Raw genomic sequence first — 16817 nt, 5'->3', positions numbered from 1 at the left:
ACCTCCTGCGTCCTTCGGAAGCCTGGTCGCGGGCCAACTATAAATTTGTCGATAGGGATGTGTCGCTAGCGTGATTGGACACTGACGCTCAGTCAACTAGCCTTGTTCGAGCGGTTCGTTTCACGTGAAACATTCGGTTTCACGTGGAACATGTGGACCCGGGCCACGAGGAACCGCGGCCGGCAGGGTGACGAGGGGGGATACCCTGCCGGCCAGTTCTCATTCCGCAGCGGTGTCGAGTGCCCGGATGACGTCCGCGACCAGATCCTCCGGCTCCTCGACGCCGACCGAGAAGCGGATGAAGCCCTCCGGCACCTCGTCGCCGCCCCAGCGGCCGCGCCGCTCGGCGCTGGACCGCACGCCGCCAAAGCTCGTCGCATCGTCCACCAAGGTCAGCGCGGCCAGGAAACGCTCCGCGTGTGCCTTGTCCGGGAGTACGAAGGACACCACGGAGCCGAAGCGGCCGGGCCGCATCTGCCGGGTGGCGAGCTCATGGGACGGGTCGGACGGCAGCCCGGGGTGGCGCAGACCGGTGACGTCGGGGCGTTCGGCCAGTGCCTCGGCCAGCGCCAGCGCGCCCGCTGACTGCTGGCGGACGCGTAGCGCGAGGGTGGCCAGTGAGCGATGCGCGAGCCAGCTCTCCATGGGGCCGGGGATCGCGCCCACGGTCTTGCGCCACAGCCGTACGGAATCGGCCAGCGCGGCATCGCGGGTGCTGGCATACCCCAGCAGAACGTCGCCGTGGCCGGTCAGCGCCTTGGTGCCGCTGGCGACCGAGAAGTCCGCACCGAGGTCGAGCGGACGCTGGCCGAGCGGGGTGGCGAGGGTGTTGTCGACGCCGACCAGGGCGCCGCGACGGTGTGCCGCATCAGCCAGCCGCCGGATGTCACAGACGTCGAGCCCGGGGTTGGAGGGGGTCTCGATCCACAGCAGCCGGGCGCCGTCCAGCACCGTGAGCTGTGCGTCCTGCGCGGTCGGCGCCGTACGCACCTCGATGCCATAGCTCTCCAGACGGGTGCGGACCGCCGGCAGCAGCTGGTAGCCGTCGCTAGGCAGCACCACCGCGTCGCCGGCGCGCAGTTGGGAGAAGAGGACGGCGGTGATCGCCGCCATCCCGGAGGCGAAGGTAATGGTATGCACCGGTTCGTCCGGCGATTCGAGCTCGCCGATGGCCTGTTCCAGACGGGTCCAGGTGGGGTTGGCGTCGCGGCCGTACGTGTACGGGCCGACGGCGTCGCCGGGGAGGTGGAAGTGGGCCGCGAACACCGGCCCGGGGAGGGGCGGCTCATAGGCCTCGGGCTCCGGGAGCCCGGCTCGTACGACGCGGGTGCCGTCGCCCGTCATGCCCTCTCCTCCTCCGGCGGGTGGTGCGGGGCCTTTTCAGGGTGTTGGTCGTCGTGCTCGGCCGCGCGAGCCGTGAGCGCGGCGTGGACCTCCGCCAGCAGGCCGTCGCTCGCCGTCTCGATCATCTCCAGGCACTCCTCGAAGCCCGCCAAACCGCCGAAGTACGGATCGGGTACGTCGAGGTCCGGGGCGGGATCGGGGGTGTGGCCGGGCGCCGCGCCCGAGCCGTTGTCCAGCGCTTCGCCCGCCGCGCCCGCAGTGCCCGCCGCGTACGAGCGCAGCAGGCGGACCTTGGCGGCGTTCTGTGCGGTGGGGGCCAGTCTGCGCAGCTCGTGCAGATGACCGGAGTCGAGTGCGATGACCAGGTCGAGGTGGCTGAACCAGGAAGCCTGGAACTGCCGGGCGGTGTGGGCATGTTCGTAGCCGCCCGCGCGCAGCACGGCGACCGTGCGCGGGTCGGCTCCGTCGCCCTCGTTCCAACCGCCGGTGCCCGCACTGTCGACCTCGACCAGGCCGTCGAGCCCGTCCTCCGCGAGGCGGGCGCGGAAGACGGACTCCGCCATCGGCGACCGGCAGATGTTGCCGGTGCAGACGAAGCAGATGCGGTAAGGGGCGGTCAACGGTCAGTCCTCGTCGGGAAGGATCATGTGCATCGCCCAGGCGACGACGGAGATGATCACGCCGCCGAGCAGTGCCGTCCAGAAGCTGCCCACATGGAAGGCGAGGTCGGCCTTGCCGGCGAGCCAGGATGTCAGGAGCAGCATCAGCGCGTTCACGACCAGTGTGATCAGGCCGAGCGTGAGGATGAACAAGGGGAAGGACAGCAGCTTCACCACGGGCTTGACGATGAAGTTGACCAACCCGAAGATCAGCGCGACGAGGATCAGCGTGAGTATCTTGCGACCTGTGTTCTCACCGGTCAGCGTGATGTCCTTGAGCAGCCAGATAGCCACGGCAAGCGCCGCGGCGTTGGCGATCGTCTTGACCAGAAAATGCTTCATGGTGAGATCGTCGCAGACAAGTCTGAATCATCGAGGGGTGCGAACAGCATGAAAGCTTTCAGACTGGATGAGCTGGAAGCGGAGCGAGCGGCGAACGACGGTGCTTATCTGCAGTTCCTCCGGGAACGCAATATGTCGGTCGGGCTCTACGCGCTGGACGCCGGCAGCATCGATCCGCAGCAGCCGCACGCCCAGGACGAGGTGTATCTCGTGGTCAGCGGCCGGGCGGCGATCACTGTCGGGGTGGAGACACAGTCGGTGGCGCGCGGCAGCGTGGTCTATGTGCCGGCCGGGGTGCCTCATAAGTTCCACCACATCAGCGAGGACCTCCGGGTGATGGTGGTCTTCTCTCCTCCTGAGAGCTAAGGGTTGGCCCCCGTGACCCGTAGGGGAAGGGTCAGGGGAGGGCCGGGGCTGCGAGGCCCCCACGGCCGTGCTCCGCGCCCTAGCATCGTTGGTGAGGGGACAGCCGGAGGCGGCGCGGCAGCAGCAGCGCGGCATGCGGACGGTGCCCTCGGCGCGAGACAGCGCACCAGACAGACAGCGCGGTAGATACAGACGGCGCGGCAGACAGATAGCGCGGTACAGACAGCGCGACAGACAGAAAGCAGGGCAGAGCAGTGGCTGGTAAGGGGATATTCGCAGGGCTTCCGTGGTGGGTCACCTGGGTCGTGGCGCCGGTCATCCTGATCGTGGTCTTCGGCGGACTGCTCGCCACCGCGCTCGGTTTCCTGATCAACGTGCTGTTCAAGGTCCTCATAGCGGCGGCTCTGATCGCCGGCGTCATCTACCTCGTCCGTAGGTTCAGCGGCTCGTCGTCGTCCTCGTCGAAGGGCGATTGGTAAGCCGGACATCCACCCGGCTATCTCGTCGGCCCGCCGGCACCGCCCCATCGGCGCCGCCCGAGCGCGTCCGGTGACGGCTCAGGCCCGTCCGATGGCGGCTCAGCCTCGTCCGATGTCGGCCCGGCCTCGCCCGCTCATGCCAACAGTCCACCAGGTGAGTTAACTCCCCCGGCTTTCGGCCTATTGCCCCGATCGGCCGAGTTAGAGTGCGGACCGCAGGCGTCTTCCGGACGGTGACGTTCCGGAAATACCGAGTAAGGCGAGGTCGAGCGGACGGCATCGCGGGGGCCTGGGAGACGCGCGCGGTCGCGGGAGTGGATCCCTCGACCGGGGCCCCGTGCCCCATGGCGAGCGGACCTGGGGGTCGGCGTTGGCAACTGTGAACGGTGAATCCGCGTCTCACCCCACCTTGATCGGATCGGTCCAGCGGGCGCTGCGGCTACTGGAAGCGGTGGGCGCGCATCCTGACGGCGCACCCGCCAAGCAGCTCGCCAGGGAGACCGGACTCCCACTGCCGACGACGTACCACTTGTTGCGGACCCTGACTCACGAGGGCTATCTGCACCGCGAGAACGGCGTCTTCGTCTTCGGCGAGGCGGCCGAGGTCATCGGCCGGGCCGGTTCCACGCGCCGGCAGCGGGCCCATATCTCCGAAGCTCTGGCCGTGGCGGGCCGGGAGCTGGGTGCCGCCGTCTACTTCGCCGTCTACCGCGAGGGTGAGGTGGAAGTGGTGGCGGTCACCGACGACCCGGAGCGGCCGCCGGTGGAGGAGTGGGTCGACTTCCGCACTACCGCACACGCCCATGCGATCGGGCAGTGTCTGCTCGCGCAGCTGGATGAGGCATCGAGAAAGGAGCATCTGGCGCGCTATCCCGTGCAGTCGATAACGCCCTTTTCTGTGCGATCTGAGGACGATTTGCTGCATCGTTTGGATACGGTGCGTCGCGATCACGTCGCTTATGAGCGCCAGGAATATGCCCTGGGCACGGTGTGTGCGGCCATTCCCATCCAAGTCGGGGCGGCTGCCGCGACGTTGGCGGTTTCCCTGCCCGCGGACGAACTGCATCGATTGCGGTCCGTTACGGATCGACTACGGAAAATGGCGGAGGCGGCACTAACGACACTCGCCTTCTCTATCAGTATCTGAAAACTCACTCCTTGTGATCTGCCTGCACGTGGCAGACGATGGCGTCGATAAGGCTACGGGGGATGTTCCCGGCCATCTCCGATCAAGTGCGGGGCAGTGGTTGATGACCGACACAGTTCAGGCAGAAGTGATCATGAGCTTCGTCGTCTCGGAGGAGCTCGCGTTCCGGATCCCGGTGGATCTGGACTTCGACAGCGCCGATCCGTACGCCGTCCGCCTCACCTTCGATCTCCCTGGCGATGCACCTGTGACCTGGGCGTTCGGCCGTGAGCTGCTGTTGGACGGGTTGAGCCGGCCGTCGGGTGAGGGCGATGTGCGTATCGAGCCGGGCTCATCCGCGAACCTCAGCGATGTCTTCATCAGCCTCCAAGTCGGCGCCGAGCGCGCCCTGTTCCGGGTGAGCGCCGCGCCGCTGGTCGCCTTCCTGGACCGGACGGACCGGCTCGTACCGCTCGGCAAGGAAGAGGTCTGCGAGACCCTGGAGGCCGTGTTGGACCAGATCCTCACAGAGGCGCCCGCGGGCTGATCCCGCCCTCGCTCCCCCTGCCCCTGCCCCTGCCCCTTCCCTGACCTTGCCCCGTCCCAACCCGACCTCGTCCGGCCCCTGAACAGGCCGTCCGTACCGGTGCCCTCCCGGGTGCGCCGGCCCTCCCGCGTACCCGCCTACCCGCGTGCCACTCACCGGCAGTCGGGGTCCCCGGCAGCCGGGCCCGCCCCGGAGCCCGCCCTGGAGCCCGCCCTGGACCCCTCACCGCTTACGCCGCCTCCCGTGCCCCCCGCGCCGACCGGACCGGCCCCCGGCCTGCCCCGTCGGCGTACCGGCTGCCGGACCTCCCCCGGAGCCCGCCCCGGCCCCTTCGCCTGCACCGGCGTACGGCGCAGCTCCCGCTCCCCCGGACGCCCCCGAGGTGCCCTGCCACTTCCGGTCCGCCGAGACGACCAAGGCTGCCAGCAAGGTCGTCAGCGGTACCGAGGCGACCAGGCCGATGCTGCCCACCAGGGTGCGGACGATCTCCTCCGCAACCACCTCGCTCGTGGCGACCGTACCGACGCTGCTCTGTGCGATCGAGAACAGCAAAAGCAACGGCAGCGCGGCGCCCGCGTAAGCCAGTACGAGGGTGTTGACGACGGACGCGATGTGATCCCGGCCGATCCGCATCGCCGCGCCGTACAGCTTGCGCCAGCCGGCCGACGGGTCCGCGTCCTTCAGCTCCCAGATGGCGGCGGTCTGCGTCACCGTCACATCGTCGAGCACACCCAGTGACCCGATGATGATGCCCGCCAGCAGCAGACCGCGGATCTCGATCTCCGGGTACAGACCGTGCACCAGCCCGGTCGTGTCGTCCGTATTGCCGGTCAGCAGCGCCCAGTTGATGAACACCGATCCGAGCAGCGCGATCAGCAGCAGCGACGCGAGGGTGCCGAGCACCGCCACCGATGTGCGGGCCGTCAGCCCATGGCACATGTACAGCGCGATCAGCATGATCGCGCTTCCTCCGACCACCGCCACCAGCAGCGGATTGGAGCCCTGCAAGATCGCCGGGAGGATGAACAGCGTCAGGACGAGGAAGCTGGCCGCCAGTGCCACCAGTGCGAGCACTCCGCGCAGTCGGCCCACGATCACGACCGCGAAGGCAAAGATCGCGGCCAGCACCCACATCGGGAGCGACCGGTCGACATCAGTGACCGAGTACTGCAGATCCTTCGGCGCCTTGGGGGAGTAGGCGACCACCACGCCCTGCCCGGTGGTGTAGCGGCGCAGGGCGTCCGGCGTCACCACCGTCTGGAAGGTGCGCCCGGCGTTCTCCCCCGTGGTGACCTTGATCGTCGCCTGTTGGCAGGGCTTGCCCTTGGCCGCTCCCCCGGCCGGTGGCTGCCCCGTCGGCGACGGTGGCTGGGGCTGCTGCTCGGCATTCACATCCGCGCAGTTCACCTCCACCACTTTGATCACTCGGGCCTGCTCCGTGGGCTGGTCGAAGCCGACGCCGGACGGTTTGTGGGACGGCGCGCCGCCTGGCCAGAGCACGATCAGACCGACCGTCACGGCGGCCGCGAACGGGATCAGCACCGCCGCGATGACCTTGCGCAGATGCCGCGAAACGGGCGCGGCGGGCGCGTGGCCATGCGCGTGCGAGTGCCCGGCGGGCGGTTGTCCGTGCCCGTGCGAGTGCGCGGCGGAATGGTGGTGGGACTCGTTGGGGCTCACCGCCCGATCATCGCAAGAACTCATGGGGCCCCCTGTTCACCGCGCCACGTCGGCCGCTACCGTGGTGGCACCTTTGCAATCGCGGGAGCTCGGAGCACCGGGCTGAGAGGACGCTGACCTCCGCGGGATGTCCGGCAGATGCCGGTACGCCACCCACGGAAGCCGCTGCGTCGACCGCCGAACCTGTTACCGGGTAATGCCGGCGTAGGGAGTTGGGTCTACATGACTCTGCAGGATGCACGCACGCCTGAAAACAGTGCCGGCCCCAGCGGTGAGCCGCAGATCGGCTGGCACAAGGGCTATGTCTCCGGATCGCGTCCGGACCTCAGGGTCCCGGTCCGGCGGGTGCACCTCACCAACGGCAAGGACGTGACGCTCTACGACACGTCAGGTCCGTACACCGACCCCAACATCGAAACCGATGTCCGCCGTGGCCTCGCGCCGCTGCGGGAGAACTGGATCGTCGGCCGGGGCGACACCGAGGAGTACGCGGGCCGCCCCATGCGCCCCGAGGACGACGGTCTCAAGCACACCTCGCCGCGCGGCGGCCTCAAGAACCTCGACGCGGTCTTCCCGGGCCGCCCCCGCCAGCCGCGCCGCGGCCGTGATGGCGCCGCGGTCACCCAGCTCGCGTACGCCCGGCGGGGCGAGATCACCGCGGAGATGGAGTACGTCGCCCTCCGCGAGAACGTCACGCCCGAGTTCGTACGCGACGAGATCGCAGCCGGCCGCGCGGTGCTGCCATCCAACATCAACCACCCGGAGATCGAGCCGATGATCATCGGCAAGAACTTCCTGGTGAAGGTGAACGCGAACATCGGTAACTCGGCGGTCACCTCCTCCATCGAGGAGGAGGTGGAGAAGATGACCTGGGCGACCCGTTGGGGCGCCGACACGGTCATGGACCTGTCCACCGGCCGCAATATCCACACCACCCGCGAGTGGGTGCTGCGCAACTCCCCCGTCCCCATCGGCACCGTCCCGCTCTACCAGGCGCTGGAGAAGGTCGACGGCAAGGCCGAGGAGCTGACCTGGGAGATCTACAAGGACACCGTCATCGAGCAGGCCGAACAGGGCGTCGACTACATGACGGTGCACGCCGGCGTGCTGCTCCGCTATGTCCCGCTCACGGCCCGCCGCAAGACCGGCATCGTCTCCCGCGGCGGCTCGATCATGGCCGCCTGGTGCCTGGCGCACCATCAGGAGTCGTTCCTCTACACGCACTTCGAGGAGCTCTGCGAGATCCTCGCCTCCTACGACGTCACCTACTCGCTCGGTGACGGCCTGCGCCCCGGCTCCATCGCGGACGCCAACGACGAGGCGCAGTTCGCGGAGCTGCGGACGCTCGGCGAGCTGAACACCATCGCCAAGCGGCACGGCGTACAGACCATGATCGAGGGCCCGGGACATGTCCCGATGCACAAGATCAAGGAGAACATCGACCTCCAGCAGGAGATCTGCGAAGAGGCCCCGTTCTACACGCTCGGCCCGCTGACCACCGACATCGCGCCCGCCTACGACCACATCACCTCCGGTATCGGCGCGGCGATGATCGCCTGGTGGGGCACCGCGATGCTCTGTTACGTCACGCCCAAGGAGCACCTGGGCCTGCCGGACCGCGACGACGTCAAGACCGGCGTCATCACGTACAAGATCGCGGCCCATGCGGCGGACCTGGCCAAGGGCCACCCGGGCGCCCAGGATTGGGACGACGCGCTCTCCGATGCCCGCTTCGAGTTCCGCTGGGAGGACCAGTTCAACCTGGCCCTCGACCCGGACACGGCACGCGCCTTCCACGACGAGACGCTGCCCGCCGAGCCGGCGAAGACGGCGCACTTCTGCTCGATGTGCGGCCCGAAGTTCTGCTCGATGAAGATCAGCCAGGACATCCGCCGCGAGCACGGCGGTGACCTGGCAATCGACGCCGAGGCCGGCATGGCCGAGAAGTCGAAGGAGTTCGCCGCGGCGGGCAACCGCGTCTATCTGCCGATCGCGGACTGACCCGGTCAGGACCTCCCCGACGGGCATGACGCCCGGCACCGGCCCGAAGTCACCGGCACGCGCCGCGACTTCGGGCCGCCCGGTCGCCTAGTACCAGGACGGCCTCTCCTGGGACCGGCGCAACGCCCCTAGGGCCCGTCTGCCCCTGCCCCCTCGCAACGCTCCTAATCCGGCTGATGATCCGGCCCGCCGTAATCCGGGCTGGTGAAGTCCGGGCTGGAGTAGCGCGGGCGGGACCCGGAGGAGCCGCTGTCGGGGCTGGTGAACTCGGGGCGGGTGTAGCCGAGGGTGGGGATGCGGCTCTCGGGGGCCGTGGTGCGGCGGGGGACATAGCGCACGGGGTCGTCGTCCGGGGTCGCCGACGGATCGCTGAGCGCCTCGCGGAGAAAGGGCAGCAGGCCGCGCTCCAGGAGGGCGCGCCGCCAGGCCTCGTGGGCGTTGTCCAGCGCCGCGCCCAGTTCGTCGGCTCTGCTGCTCTGGCCGGACGAGCTGTTGCGCAGCGCCGTGACGACCAGGCCGCACATCGCGACGAGGGCGCCGACGGCGGTCAGCGCCGCGAAGATCCAGCCGACGCTGATCAGCGGCTGCGCCAGGGACTTGTCGGGGCTTATGGTGCGCAGCACATAGCCGATGAGGAGGAAGAGGACGGCGGCGACGCCCGCGAGGACCGGGGCGAGCACGGTGATCATGGCGGCCAGCCCGGCGCCGGTGGTTTCGGCCTCGCCCATGGCCGCTGCGGTGGCCAGTCCCAGTCCCTCGCCGGCGGTCCCGTCCTGCTCCCCGCCGCCCGCGCCGGCAGTGGGCGACGTGGGCGCCGGCGCGCGCAGCTCGGCACGGAGCTGGACATAGCGTTGGTATTCGGCCGTGGCGCAGGCGGCGATGGCGGTGGTCGCGCTGAGCGCCATCGTGCGCAACTGCTCGGTATTGAGGTGCTTTCCCGCGGCGGCGGTGAGGTCGTCCGGGCGGTATTCGGCGGTACGCAGCGCCTCATCAAGGATCCGCGCAAATTCCGCGCGGTCCTCGTTCAGCAGGTGCGGAGCGCTGTTCATGTGCATCCCCCGATGCTCCGTAGGGCCGTACGGCCGGCGTTGGCCGGGCAGTGGGCGGAAACGGAGGAGAGCCTGCTACGGATAGACCGATGGTAGAGCGACTCCGGCGCGGGGTGACAGAGAGTTTGCGGAAATTGAGTAATGGCACGACCGGATTTCGCCCGTGCCGCCCCCGATTCGGCCCCTGACCGGCCGCGCGCCGGCCAGACGTACACCTTCCCTGAGAACGCTCAGCCAGTCAGCGGAAGCTGAACGACCAGCAGCTTTCCGGCCATCGTGATGCCGCCGTCCATGGCGATGGCCAGACCGTCGGCGTAGACATGCGGGCCGTCGACCGCGATGCCGTTGCTCTCGCTGTCCTCCGTGCCGACCTCGCCCAGCAGATACGGGATCGGGCTGTGGCCGTGGACGACGCGGTCGCCGCCGTAGGCGTCGAGGAGTTCGCGTACGGCTTGCGAACCGGACTCGTCGCGGAAGGCGAAGCGCTTGGTGAACTTGCGGAACAGGTCCCACACTTCGTCGGCGTCGCTGCGGGTGAGCACGTCGTGGACGGTGTCGTTGACGGCCTCGATGGAGTCGCCGTATTCGAGGTAGGCGGTGGTGTCGGAGTGCACGAGCAGATGCCCGTCCTCCTCCATCACGGCGTCCAGCCGGGCCATCCACTGGAGGTGGTGGTCCTCCAGGCGGTCCATATCGGTCTTCTGACCGCCGTTCAGAAGCCAGGCGGCCTGGAAGGAGGCGGTGCCGGCGCCGGACTGTACGGGAGTGTCGCCGAACCGCTTGGCGCCCAGCAGCAGCAGTTCGTGATTGCCCATCAGGGCCTTGCAGTAGCCGCCGGCCGCCGCGGCCTCGGCGGAGAGCTGCATGACCAGGTCGATCACGCCGATGCCGTCCGGGCCGCGGTCGGTGAAGTCGCCGAGGAACCAGAGCCGGGCGTTGCCGGCCGCCCAGTTGCCGTCGGCGTCGATCAGGCCCTCGGCGGCCAGCGCCTCGCGCAGCTCGTCGTAGTAGCCGTGCACATCGCCGACGACGTACAGCGGACCCATGCCCTCGGGCGCGTCGGGGTCGTGGGCCGGTTCGGGCACCGGGACGACGGCCGGGCGGTCGATGAGCGTGGGCGTACGGCCCGGGTCGATGACGGGGAGGTCGCGCGCCGTCGGGGTGTAGTCCTCGGGCAGCTCGACCGGAGGGGCGGCGGGCGGCACCACGGGGGGCGCGGCCGGGGGCCCGGCGGGCAGATGGAGCGGGGGACCGGCCGGCGGCATGGGAGACCCGGCGGACGCGCTGGACGGCGCTCCGGGTGGCGGAGCAGACGCCGGAGCTTGTCCTGCCATGGTCCACACCATGGGTCCCTGACTGGCCCCCTGAGTCATCGACCCCTCCACCGTCGCGCCGCCGTGCACCTCTCGGACCTTTGCCTGGTCGACGGCGGTCCGCGGTGTCGTGCGCCCATCATAGGAATGCCGATCGCGGGTTGTGACGCACCCGGGGGTGGTCAATCCACTGGAGCCTGGCATTCACGGATGATTTATCCCGGGATCGCCCTGTTTTTTCCTGGCCGATGGGGGGCGCCCGACGTGAGCCGGTACGCCCGGTCGTCCCTGTGTGGGAGCACGCTCAGTCGCAGGTGGGTCCTCGTGGCGGGATGACGGTGGTTCTCGGGGAGCGTCGCTGGGACGAGGTCCGGACGATCAGGTCGGTCGGTATCACCTGTTCGACGGGCCGGCCGTTGTCGAGCCCCTCGATGGCGTCGATGAGGATCTGGACGACGGCGGTGCCGATGCGGCGCGGTTTGAGGGACAGGGTGGTGATGGGCGGCTCGGTGGTGGCGTACACGGTGGACTCGCTGCAGCAGACCAGCAGCAGGTCCTCCGGCACTCGCAGGCCGTAGCGCCGGGCGGCGGCGAGCAGGTCCGTGCCGTTGGGGTCGAAGAGTCCGTAGACGGCGTCCGGCCGGTCCGGGCGGGCCAGCAGCCGGTCGGCCGCGACAGCGCCCGCGCACGGGTCGTGCGCCGGGTAGGACTCGTAGACCGGGTCCTGGCCGACCCGCTCGCACCAGCGCAGATAGGCGGTGGTCGACAGCCGGGTGTAGGTGTCGGTGGTGGTGCCCGTGAGCAGGCCGATGCGGCGGGCGCCGGCCTCGGCGAGATGGTCGAGCAGGCCGAGGACGGCGGCTTCGTGATCGTTGTCGACCCAGCCGGTGACGGGCAGCGCGCCGCCGGGGCGGCCGTCGGAGACGACGGGGATGCCGTGCCGGACGAGTTCGGTGACGACGGGATCGCCGTCGGCGGGGTCGATGACCACCGTGCCGTCCAGGGCGACGTTGGACCACACGTCGTGGCGGGAGGTCGCGGGGAGGATGACCAGCGCATAGCCGCGGGCCAGCGCCGCGGAGGTGGCGGCTCTGGCCATCTCGGCGAAGTACGCGAATTCGGTGAAGGTGAAAGGTTCATCCCCGTACGTGGTCACCGTCAGGCCGAGGAGCCCTGACTTGCCGGTACGGAGCGTGCGGGCGGCTGCGGACGGGCGGTAGCCCAGCCGGTCGGCCACCTCGCGGACATGGCTACGGGTGGCATCCGGAAGCCGGCCCTTGCCGTTGAGCGCGTCGGAGACAGTCGTGATCGACACACCGGCTGCGGCGGCCACGTCCCGGATGCCCGCCCGCCCCAACCGGCGACCGGTCGACCGGCTCACCTGGTGCTTCCCTGCTGCTGTCATGGCGAGCCGATAGTAGGGCTCGATAGGGCCATTCGCGGGGCTCCGCTGACGGTTGTGGAAAGGCACGTTTCTGCATGGTGATGGAGTATCAATTCCCTTGGAAATAAAGGAAGTTGGCGTAAATGTTGATCATTCAGTGGCAGATCTGGCGGCTTTGCCTGTAGATCGGTTCAGGTATCGAAGCGGTCTCAAGTCACCTTGACGGGGGATGCGCGCCACGGCGTGAGCTACCGGCGCGCGGATTGCCGGGCGGCGCGCCCCGGAGGCTTCGCGCGGGGTCGTCCGAGTGGCCGCGGCCGGGTGCGCCCGTGACACCGATGCCGGTCGGGACTGCCGCCGAACGGGTCAATCCTCATAAGGTGTGCAGTATTGGAGACGAGTGGGACGGTCGAGGAGGACCTGCGGTGAGCGAGAAGACCCCGAAGCTACGTGCTGCGCTGGACGGCATCCCCACCTACAAGCCTGGCCGGCCGGCGGCGAGCGACGGCCCGGTCGCATTCAAGCTGTCCTCCAATGAGAACCCCTATCCGCCGCTGCCGGGCGTCCTGGAGAGCGCGGTGACCGCCGCCGGCTCCTTCAACCGCTACCCGGACATGGCCTGCACCGGCCTGATGGCGGAGCTGTCCGAGCGGTTCTCGGTGCCGGTGGAGCATCTGGCGACAGGCACCGGATCGGTGGGTGTGGCCCAGCAGCTGATCCAGTCGACGGCCGGGCCCGGCGATGAAGTGATCTACGCCTGGCGGTCGTTCGAGGCGTACCCGATCGTCACCCAGGTCTCGGGCGCCACCTCGGTGCAGGTCCCGCTGACCTCCGGTGAGGTGCACGACCTGGATGCGATGCTCGCCGCGGTCACCGAACGTACCCGGTTGATCTTTGTCTGCAACCCCAACAACCCCACCGGCACCGTCGTACGCCGTGCGGAGCTGGAGTCCTTCCTGGACCGGGTGCCGAGCGATGTGCTGGTGGTGCTGGACGAGGCGTACCGCGAGTTCATCCGCGATCCCGAGGTGCCGGACGGTATCGACCTCTACCGCGACCGCCCCAATGTGTGCGTGCTGCGCACCTTCTCCAAGGCGTACGGCCTGGCGGGGCTGCGGGTCGGCTTCGCGGTGGCGCATGAGCCGGTGGCCGCCGCGCTGCGCAAGACGGCGGTGCCCTTCGGCGTGAGCCAGCTCGCTCAGGAAGCGGCGGTGGCGTCGCTGCGCAGCGAGGCGGCGCTGCTGGAGCGGGTCGATGCGCTGGTGGCCGAGCGCGCGCGGGTGGTCGACGGTCTGCTCGGGCAGGGCTGGACGGTCCCCGAGTCGCAGGCCAACTTCGTCTGGCTGCGGCTGGGGGACCGTACGACCGACTTCGCGGCGGCTTGTGAGCGGGCCGGGGTGGTCGTGCGGCCGTTCGCCGGCGAGGGTGTGCGGGTGACGATCGGTGAGAGTCGGGCGATGGATCTGTTCCTGCAGGCCGCGGAGGAGTTTCGCAAGGCGTTGTAAGCCGTTGTAAGGCGGCCGCCGTCAGGTGACCGCTGCAAGTCAGCCTTTGTAAGGCGTTGCATCGAGGCCGCGGGTCCGCTGACCCGCGGCCTCAGGCTTTCCGTACGTGGATGGGGTCACCGCTGCGGACGGTGGCCAGCGCGCGAGGGTCGCCGTCGATGCGGCCCAGGGCGTTGCAGGGGGAGGCGAGACGGGACTCCTCGCCGCGGGTCAATTGCCCTGCGGGCCAGGAGATGCGGATCTTCATGGCGACGAATTCAACAATATGTTGAAGCTCGCCGGAAGGGGTTGCGCACCGTGGATTCGGGCGTGACCGCGGTCACGTACCCCCCACACCCAAGGTTGCGAGGTCGTAGGAGATAATGCTTGTGAATGTGAACGCGTTCACAAGCCCGTCCCGGTATGTGTCGCTTTATGTGTCGCAAAAGGGACATTGCCGTAGTGCAAACGGCGACGTAAGGAGCACGGCATGGAACTGGCGTTGGCGCCAGAGACTCTGGCGCGATGGCAATTCGGCATCACCACCGTCTATCACTTCCTGTTCGTCCCCCTGACGATCTCCCTCGCCGCTCTGGTGGCCGGGCTTGAGACCGCATGGGTGCGCACGGGGAGGCAGAAGTACCTCAAGGCCACCAAGTTCTGGGGCAAGCTGTTTCTGATCAATATCGCGATGGGTGTCGTCACCGGCATCGTCCAGGAGTTCCAGTTCGGCATGAACTGGTCCGACTACTCGCGGTTCGTCGGCGACGTCTTCGGTGCCCCGCTGGCCTTCGAGGCGCTCATCGCGTTCTTCTTCGAGTCCACCTTCATCGGTCTGTGGATCTTCGGCTGGGACAAGCTGCCGAAGAAGATCCACTGCTTCTGCATGTGGATGGTCTCGATCGGCACGATCCTGTCGGCGTACTTCATCCTGGCCGCGAACTCCTGGATGCAGCACCCGGTCGGCTACAAGTACAACGCCGCCACCGGCCGTGCCGAGCTGACCGACTTCCTGAAGGTGCTGACCCAGGACACCACCCTGGTCGTCGTCTTCCACACGCTGACCGCGGCCTTCCTGACCGGCGCCGCGTTCATGGTCGGCATCTCCGCGTTCCACCTGATGCGCAAGAAGCACATCAAGGTCATGCGGACATCGCTGCGGCTCGGGCTGATAACCCTCGTCATAGCCGGCATCCTCACCGCGATCAGCGGTGACTCGCTCGGCAAGGTCATGTTCAAGCAGCAGCCGATGAAGATGGCCGCCGCCGAGGCGCTGTGGGACAAGGAAGAGCCGGCGCCGTTCTCGATCTTCGCCTACGGCGATGTCGACAAGGGGCACAACAAGGTCGCCATCGAGGTGCCCGGCCTGCTCTCCTTCCTCGCGCACAACGACTTCACCTCGCCGGTCCCCGGCATCAACGACGTCAACAAGTCCGAGCAGCAGAAGTTCGGGCCCGGCGACTACCGGCCCAACATCCCGGTCGCCTACTGGGGCTTCCGCTGGATGATCGGCTTCGGTATGTCGTCCTTCGCCATCGGACTCGCCGGCCTCTGGCTGACCCGTAAGAAGTTCTGGCTGGCGCCGGGGCTGCGTACGGGGGACGAGGAACCACCTCATCTCGCGCTCACCAAGAACAAGGTGCTCGGTGCCCGCCTGAGCAAGGGGTACTGGTCGCTCGCCTTTGTCACCCTCGGCTTCCCGCTCATCGCGAACTCCTGGGGCTGGATCTTCACCGAGATGGGCCGCCAGCCCTGGGTTGTCTACGGCGTGCTGCGCACCTCGGACGCGGTCTCCCCGGGCGTCTCGCAGGGCGAGGTGCTCACCTCGATGATCGTCTTCACCACGCTCTACGCCATCCTCGCGGTGATCGAGGTCAAGCTGCTGGTGAAGTACATCAAGGCCGGCCCCCAGGAGCTCACCGACTCCGACCTCAACCCGCCCACCAAGATCGGCGGCGACAGCACGGACGCCGACCGGCCGATGGCCTTCTCGTACTAGGAGGCGACTGTGCAACTCCACGACGTCTGGTTCGTCCTTATCGCCGTCCTCTGGACCGGGTACTTCTTCCTCGAAGGATTCGACTTCGGAATCGGCGTCCTCACCAAGCTCCTCGCCCGCGACCGGCGCGAGAAGCGCGTACTGATCAACACCATCGGGCCGGTCTGGGACGGTAACGAGGTCTGGCTGCTCAGCGCGGGCGGCGCGACCTTCGCCGCCTTCCCCGAGTGGTACGCCACCCTGTTCTCCGGTTTCTATCTGCCGCTGCTGCTCATCCTCGTCTGCCTGATCGTGCGCGGAGTCGCGTTCGAGTACCGCGCCAAGCGGGCGGAGGAGCGCTGGCAGCGGAACTGGGAGCAGGCGATCTTCTGGACCTCGCTGCTGCCCGCGGTGCTGTGGGGCGTCGCCTTCGGCAACATCGTGCACGGCGTGAAGATCGATGCGCACAAGGAGTACGTCGGGACCCTGCTCGACCTGCTGAACCCGTACGCGATCCTCGGCGGCCTGGTCACGCTGACGCTGTTCACCTTCCACGGCGCGGTGTTCGCCTCGCTCAAGACGGTGGGCGACATCCGGGAACGCGCGCGCCGGATGGCGGGTGTCCTCGGGCTGGTCACGGCGGTGCTGGCGGTCGGCTTCCTGGGCTGGACCCAGGCCGACAAGGGTGATGGCACCAGCCTGATCGCCATGATCGTCGCCGTGGTCGCGCTGGTCGCGGCGCTCGGCGCCAATCGGCTCGGGCGCGAGGGCTGGGCGTTCGCGTTCTCCGGGATCACCATCGCGGCCGCGGTCGCCATGCTGTTCCTGACGCTCTTCCCGAACGTCATGCCGTCCACGCTGAACGAGAGCTGGAACCTCACGGTCAGCAACGCCTCCTCCAGCCCGTACACCCTGAAGATCATGACCTGGTGCGCCGGGATCGCCGCCCCCGTCGTGATGCTCTACCAGGGGTGGACGTACTGGGTGTTCCGCAAGCGCATCGGCACCCAGCACATCGCCGATGCCCACTAGCTGAGCCGCCGCCCCCTCGGGGGCGGCCCTCGG

The 16817-nt window shown here is 68.5% G+C and carries 16 protein-coding genes; 8 read left to right on the top strand and 8 right to left on the bottom strand.

The annotated features are described in order from the left end of the window. Positions 1-219: 219 nt before the first annotated feature. The 3 genes from DY245_RS17685 to DY245_RS17675 are packed head-to-tail and all read right to left on the bottom strand — an operon-like array spanning position 220 to position 2345. On the bottom strand, positions 220-1344 hold the full coding sequence (locus DY245_RS17685) for a cystathionine gamma-lyase (RefSeq protein ID WP_128508222.1): 1125 nt from the start codon (positions 1342-1344) through the stop codon (positions 220-222). Continuing rightward, complete coding sequence (locus DY245_RS17680; protein WP_425329404.1) at positions 1341-1907, bottom strand: low molecular weight protein-tyrosine-phosphatase; 567 nt, start codon at positions 1905-1907, stop codon at positions 1341-1343. Before DY245_RS17680 ends, DY245_RS17685 begins: the two co-directional genes overlap by 4 nt. A gap of 60 nt (positions 1908-1967) precedes the next feature. Continuing rightward, positions 1968-2345, bottom strand: coding sequence for a phage holin family protein (locus DY245_RS17675; RefSeq protein ID WP_128508220.1), 378 nt, complete (start codon positions 2343-2345; stop codon positions 1968-1970). A gap of 48 nt (positions 2346-2393) precedes the next feature. Between DY245_RS17675 and DY245_RS17670 the strand changes: the two genes are divergently transcribed. The 4 genes from DY245_RS17670 (at position 2394) to DY245_RS17655 (ending at position 4863) form a co-directional block, all read left to right on the top strand. Continuing rightward, positions 2394-2711: a cupin domain-containing protein gene (locus DY245_RS17670; protein WP_128508219.1), complete on the top strand. Its 318-nt coding sequence runs from the start codon at positions 2394-2396 to the stop codon at positions 2709-2711. A 254-nt stretch (positions 2712-2965) separates the two neighbouring features. Then, positions 2966-3190, top strand: coding sequence for a DUF5326 family protein (locus DY245_RS17665; protein WP_128508218.1), 225 nt, complete (start codon positions 2966-2968; stop codon positions 3188-3190). Positions 3191-3560: 370 nt separating this feature from the next. Continuing rightward, on the top strand, positions 3561-4337 hold the full coding sequence (locus tag DY245_RS17660) for an IclR family transcriptional regulator (protein ID WP_128508217.1): 777 nt from the start codon (positions 3561-3563) through the stop codon (positions 4335-4337). Positions 4338-4440: 103 nt separating this feature from the next. Beyond that, positions 4441-4863, top strand: a complete 423-nt coding sequence (locus DY245_RS17655) for an SsgA family sporulation/cell division regulator (protein ID WP_128508216.1) — start codon at positions 4441-4443, stop codon at positions 4861-4863. Between the two features lie 222 nt (positions 4864-5085). Here the strand turns inward: DY245_RS17655 and DY245_RS17650 are convergent, their stop codons facing one another. Further along, on the bottom strand, positions 5086-6567 hold the full coding sequence (locus DY245_RS17650) for a YibE/F family protein (protein WP_128508215.1): 1482 nt from the start codon (positions 6565-6567) through the stop codon (positions 5086-5088). A gap of 198 nt (positions 6568-6765) precedes the next feature. Here DY245_RS17650 and thiC point away from each other — a divergent pair, with 198 nt between their 5' ends. Next, a complete protein-coding gene (thiC, locus tag DY245_RS17645) occupies positions 6766-8544 on the top strand; it encodes a phosphomethylpyrimidine synthase ThiC (RefSeq protein ID WP_128508214.1) in 1779 nt (592 codons plus the stop codon). Between the two features lie 164 nt (positions 8545-8708). Here thiC and DY245_RS17640 read toward each other — a convergent pair whose 3' ends face one another. The 3 genes from DY245_RS17640 to DY245_RS17630 all read right to left on the bottom strand — a co-directional run bounded on the left by DY245_RS17640 (position 8709) and on the right by DY245_RS17630 (position 12311). Continuing rightward, a complete protein-coding gene (locus tag DY245_RS17640; RefSeq protein ID WP_128508213.1) occupies positions 8709-9599 on the bottom strand; it encodes a G protein-coupled receptor family protein in 891 nt (296 codons plus the stop codon). A gap of 224 nt (positions 9600-9823) precedes the next feature. Further along, the gene (locus DY245_RS17635) at positions 9824-10966 is read right to left on the bottom strand and encodes a metallophosphoesterase (RefSeq protein ID WP_128508212.1); all 1143 of its coding nucleotides are present in this window, start codon (positions 10964-10966) and stop codon (positions 9824-9826) included. 244 nt (positions 10967-11210) lie between these two features. Beyond that, positions 11211-12311: a LacI family DNA-binding transcriptional regulator gene (locus DY245_RS17630; protein ID WP_128508211.1), complete on the bottom strand. Its 1101-nt coding sequence runs from the start codon at positions 12309-12311 to the stop codon at positions 11211-11213. A gap of 404 nt (positions 12312-12715) precedes the next feature. On the opposite strand from DY245_RS17630, the gene hisC reads away from it, so the two are divergent. Further along, the gene (gene hisC / locus DY245_RS17625) at positions 12716-13795 is read left to right on the top strand and encodes a histidinol-phosphate transaminase (protein WP_128508210.1); all 1080 of its coding nucleotides are present in this window, start codon (positions 12716-12718) and stop codon (positions 13793-13795) included. Between the two features lie 91 nt (positions 13796-13886). Here the strand turns inward: hisC and DY245_RS17620 are convergent, their stop codons facing one another. Beyond that, positions 13887-14042 carry a cyclophilin-like family protein gene (locus tag DY245_RS17620; protein WP_220377903.1) on the bottom strand — a complete coding sequence of 52 codons (156 nt, stop codon included), beginning with the start codon at positions 14040-14042 and terminating at the stop codon, positions 13887-13889. Positions 14043-14264: 222 nt separating this feature from the next. Between DY245_RS17620 and DY245_RS17615 the strand changes: the two genes are divergently transcribed. Then, the gene (locus tag DY245_RS17615; RefSeq protein ID WP_128508209.1) at positions 14265-15773 is read left to right on the top strand and encodes a cytochrome ubiquinol oxidase subunit I; all 1509 of its coding nucleotides are present in this window, start codon (positions 14265-14267) and stop codon (positions 15771-15773) included. Positions 15774-15782: 9 nt separating this feature from the next. Then, positions 15783-16784, top strand: a complete 1002-nt coding sequence (gene cydB / locus DY245_RS17610) for a cytochrome d ubiquinol oxidase subunit II (RefSeq protein WP_128508208.1) — start codon at positions 15783-15785, stop codon at positions 16782-16784. Positions 16785-16817: the final 33 nt, after the last annotated feature.

This window comes from Streptomyces inhibens (genome assembly GCF_003389455.1).
GTDB classification, from domain to species: domain Bacteria; phylum Actinomycetota; class Actinomycetes; order Streptomycetales; family Streptomycetaceae; genus Streptomyces; species Streptomyces inhibens.
Note: the sequence above shows the minus strand (reverse complement) of the source record. Positions and strands in the feature narration are given on the sequence as shown.

What these genes read in the sequence shown, in the direction of transcription:
- DY245_RS17685 (WP_128508222.1), bottom strand. Translation starts at nt 1,344, where the DNA reads ATGACGGGCGACGGCACCCGCGTCGTACGAGCCGGGCTCCCGGAGCCC.
- DY245_RS17680 (WP_425329404.1), bottom strand. Translation starts at nt 1,907, where the DNA reads ATGGCGGAGTCCGTCTTCCGCGCCCGCCTCGCGGAGGACGGGCTCGAC.
- DY245_RS17675 (WP_128508220.1), bottom strand. Translation starts at nt 2,345, where the DNA reads ATGAAGCATTTTCTGGTCAAGACGATCGCCAACGCCGCGGCGCTTGCC.
- DY245_RS17670 (WP_128508219.1), top strand. Translation starts at nt 2,394, where the DNA reads ATGAAAGCTTTCAGACTGGATGAGCTGGAAGCGGAGCGAGCGGCGAAC.
- DY245_RS17655 (WP_128508216.1), top strand. Translation starts at nt 4,441, where the DNA reads ATGACCGACACAGTTCAGGCAGAAGTGATCATGAGCTTCGTCGTCTCG.
- DY245_RS17650 (WP_128508215.1), bottom strand. Translation starts at nt 6,567, where the DNA reads ATGAGTTCTTGCGATGATCGGGCGGTGAGCCCCAACGAGTCCCACCAC.
- thiC (WP_128508214.1), top strand. Translation starts at nt 6,766, where the DNA reads ATGACTCTGCAGGATGCACGCACGCCTGAAAACAGTGCCGGCCCCAGC.
- DY245_RS17640 (WP_128508213.1), bottom strand. Translation starts at nt 9,599, where the DNA reads ATGCACATGAACAGCGCTCCGCACCTGCTGAACGAGGACCGCGCGGAA.
- DY245_RS17635 (WP_128508212.1), bottom strand. Translation starts at nt 10,966, where the DNA reads ATGACTCAGGGGGCCAGTCAGGGACCCATGGTGTGGACCATGGCAGGA.
- DY245_RS17630 (WP_128508211.1), bottom strand. Translation starts at nt 12,311, where the DNA reads ATGACAGCAGCAGGGAAGCACCAGGTGAGCCGGTCGACCGGTCGCCGG.
- DY245_RS17620 (WP_220377903.1), bottom strand. Translation starts at nt 14,042, where the DNA reads ATGAAGATCCGCATCTCCTGGCCCGCAGGGCAATTGACCCGCGGCGAG.
- DY245_RS17615 (WP_128508209.1), top strand. Translation starts at nt 14,265, where the DNA reads ATGGAACTGGCGTTGGCGCCAGAGACTCTGGCGCGATGGCAATTCGGC.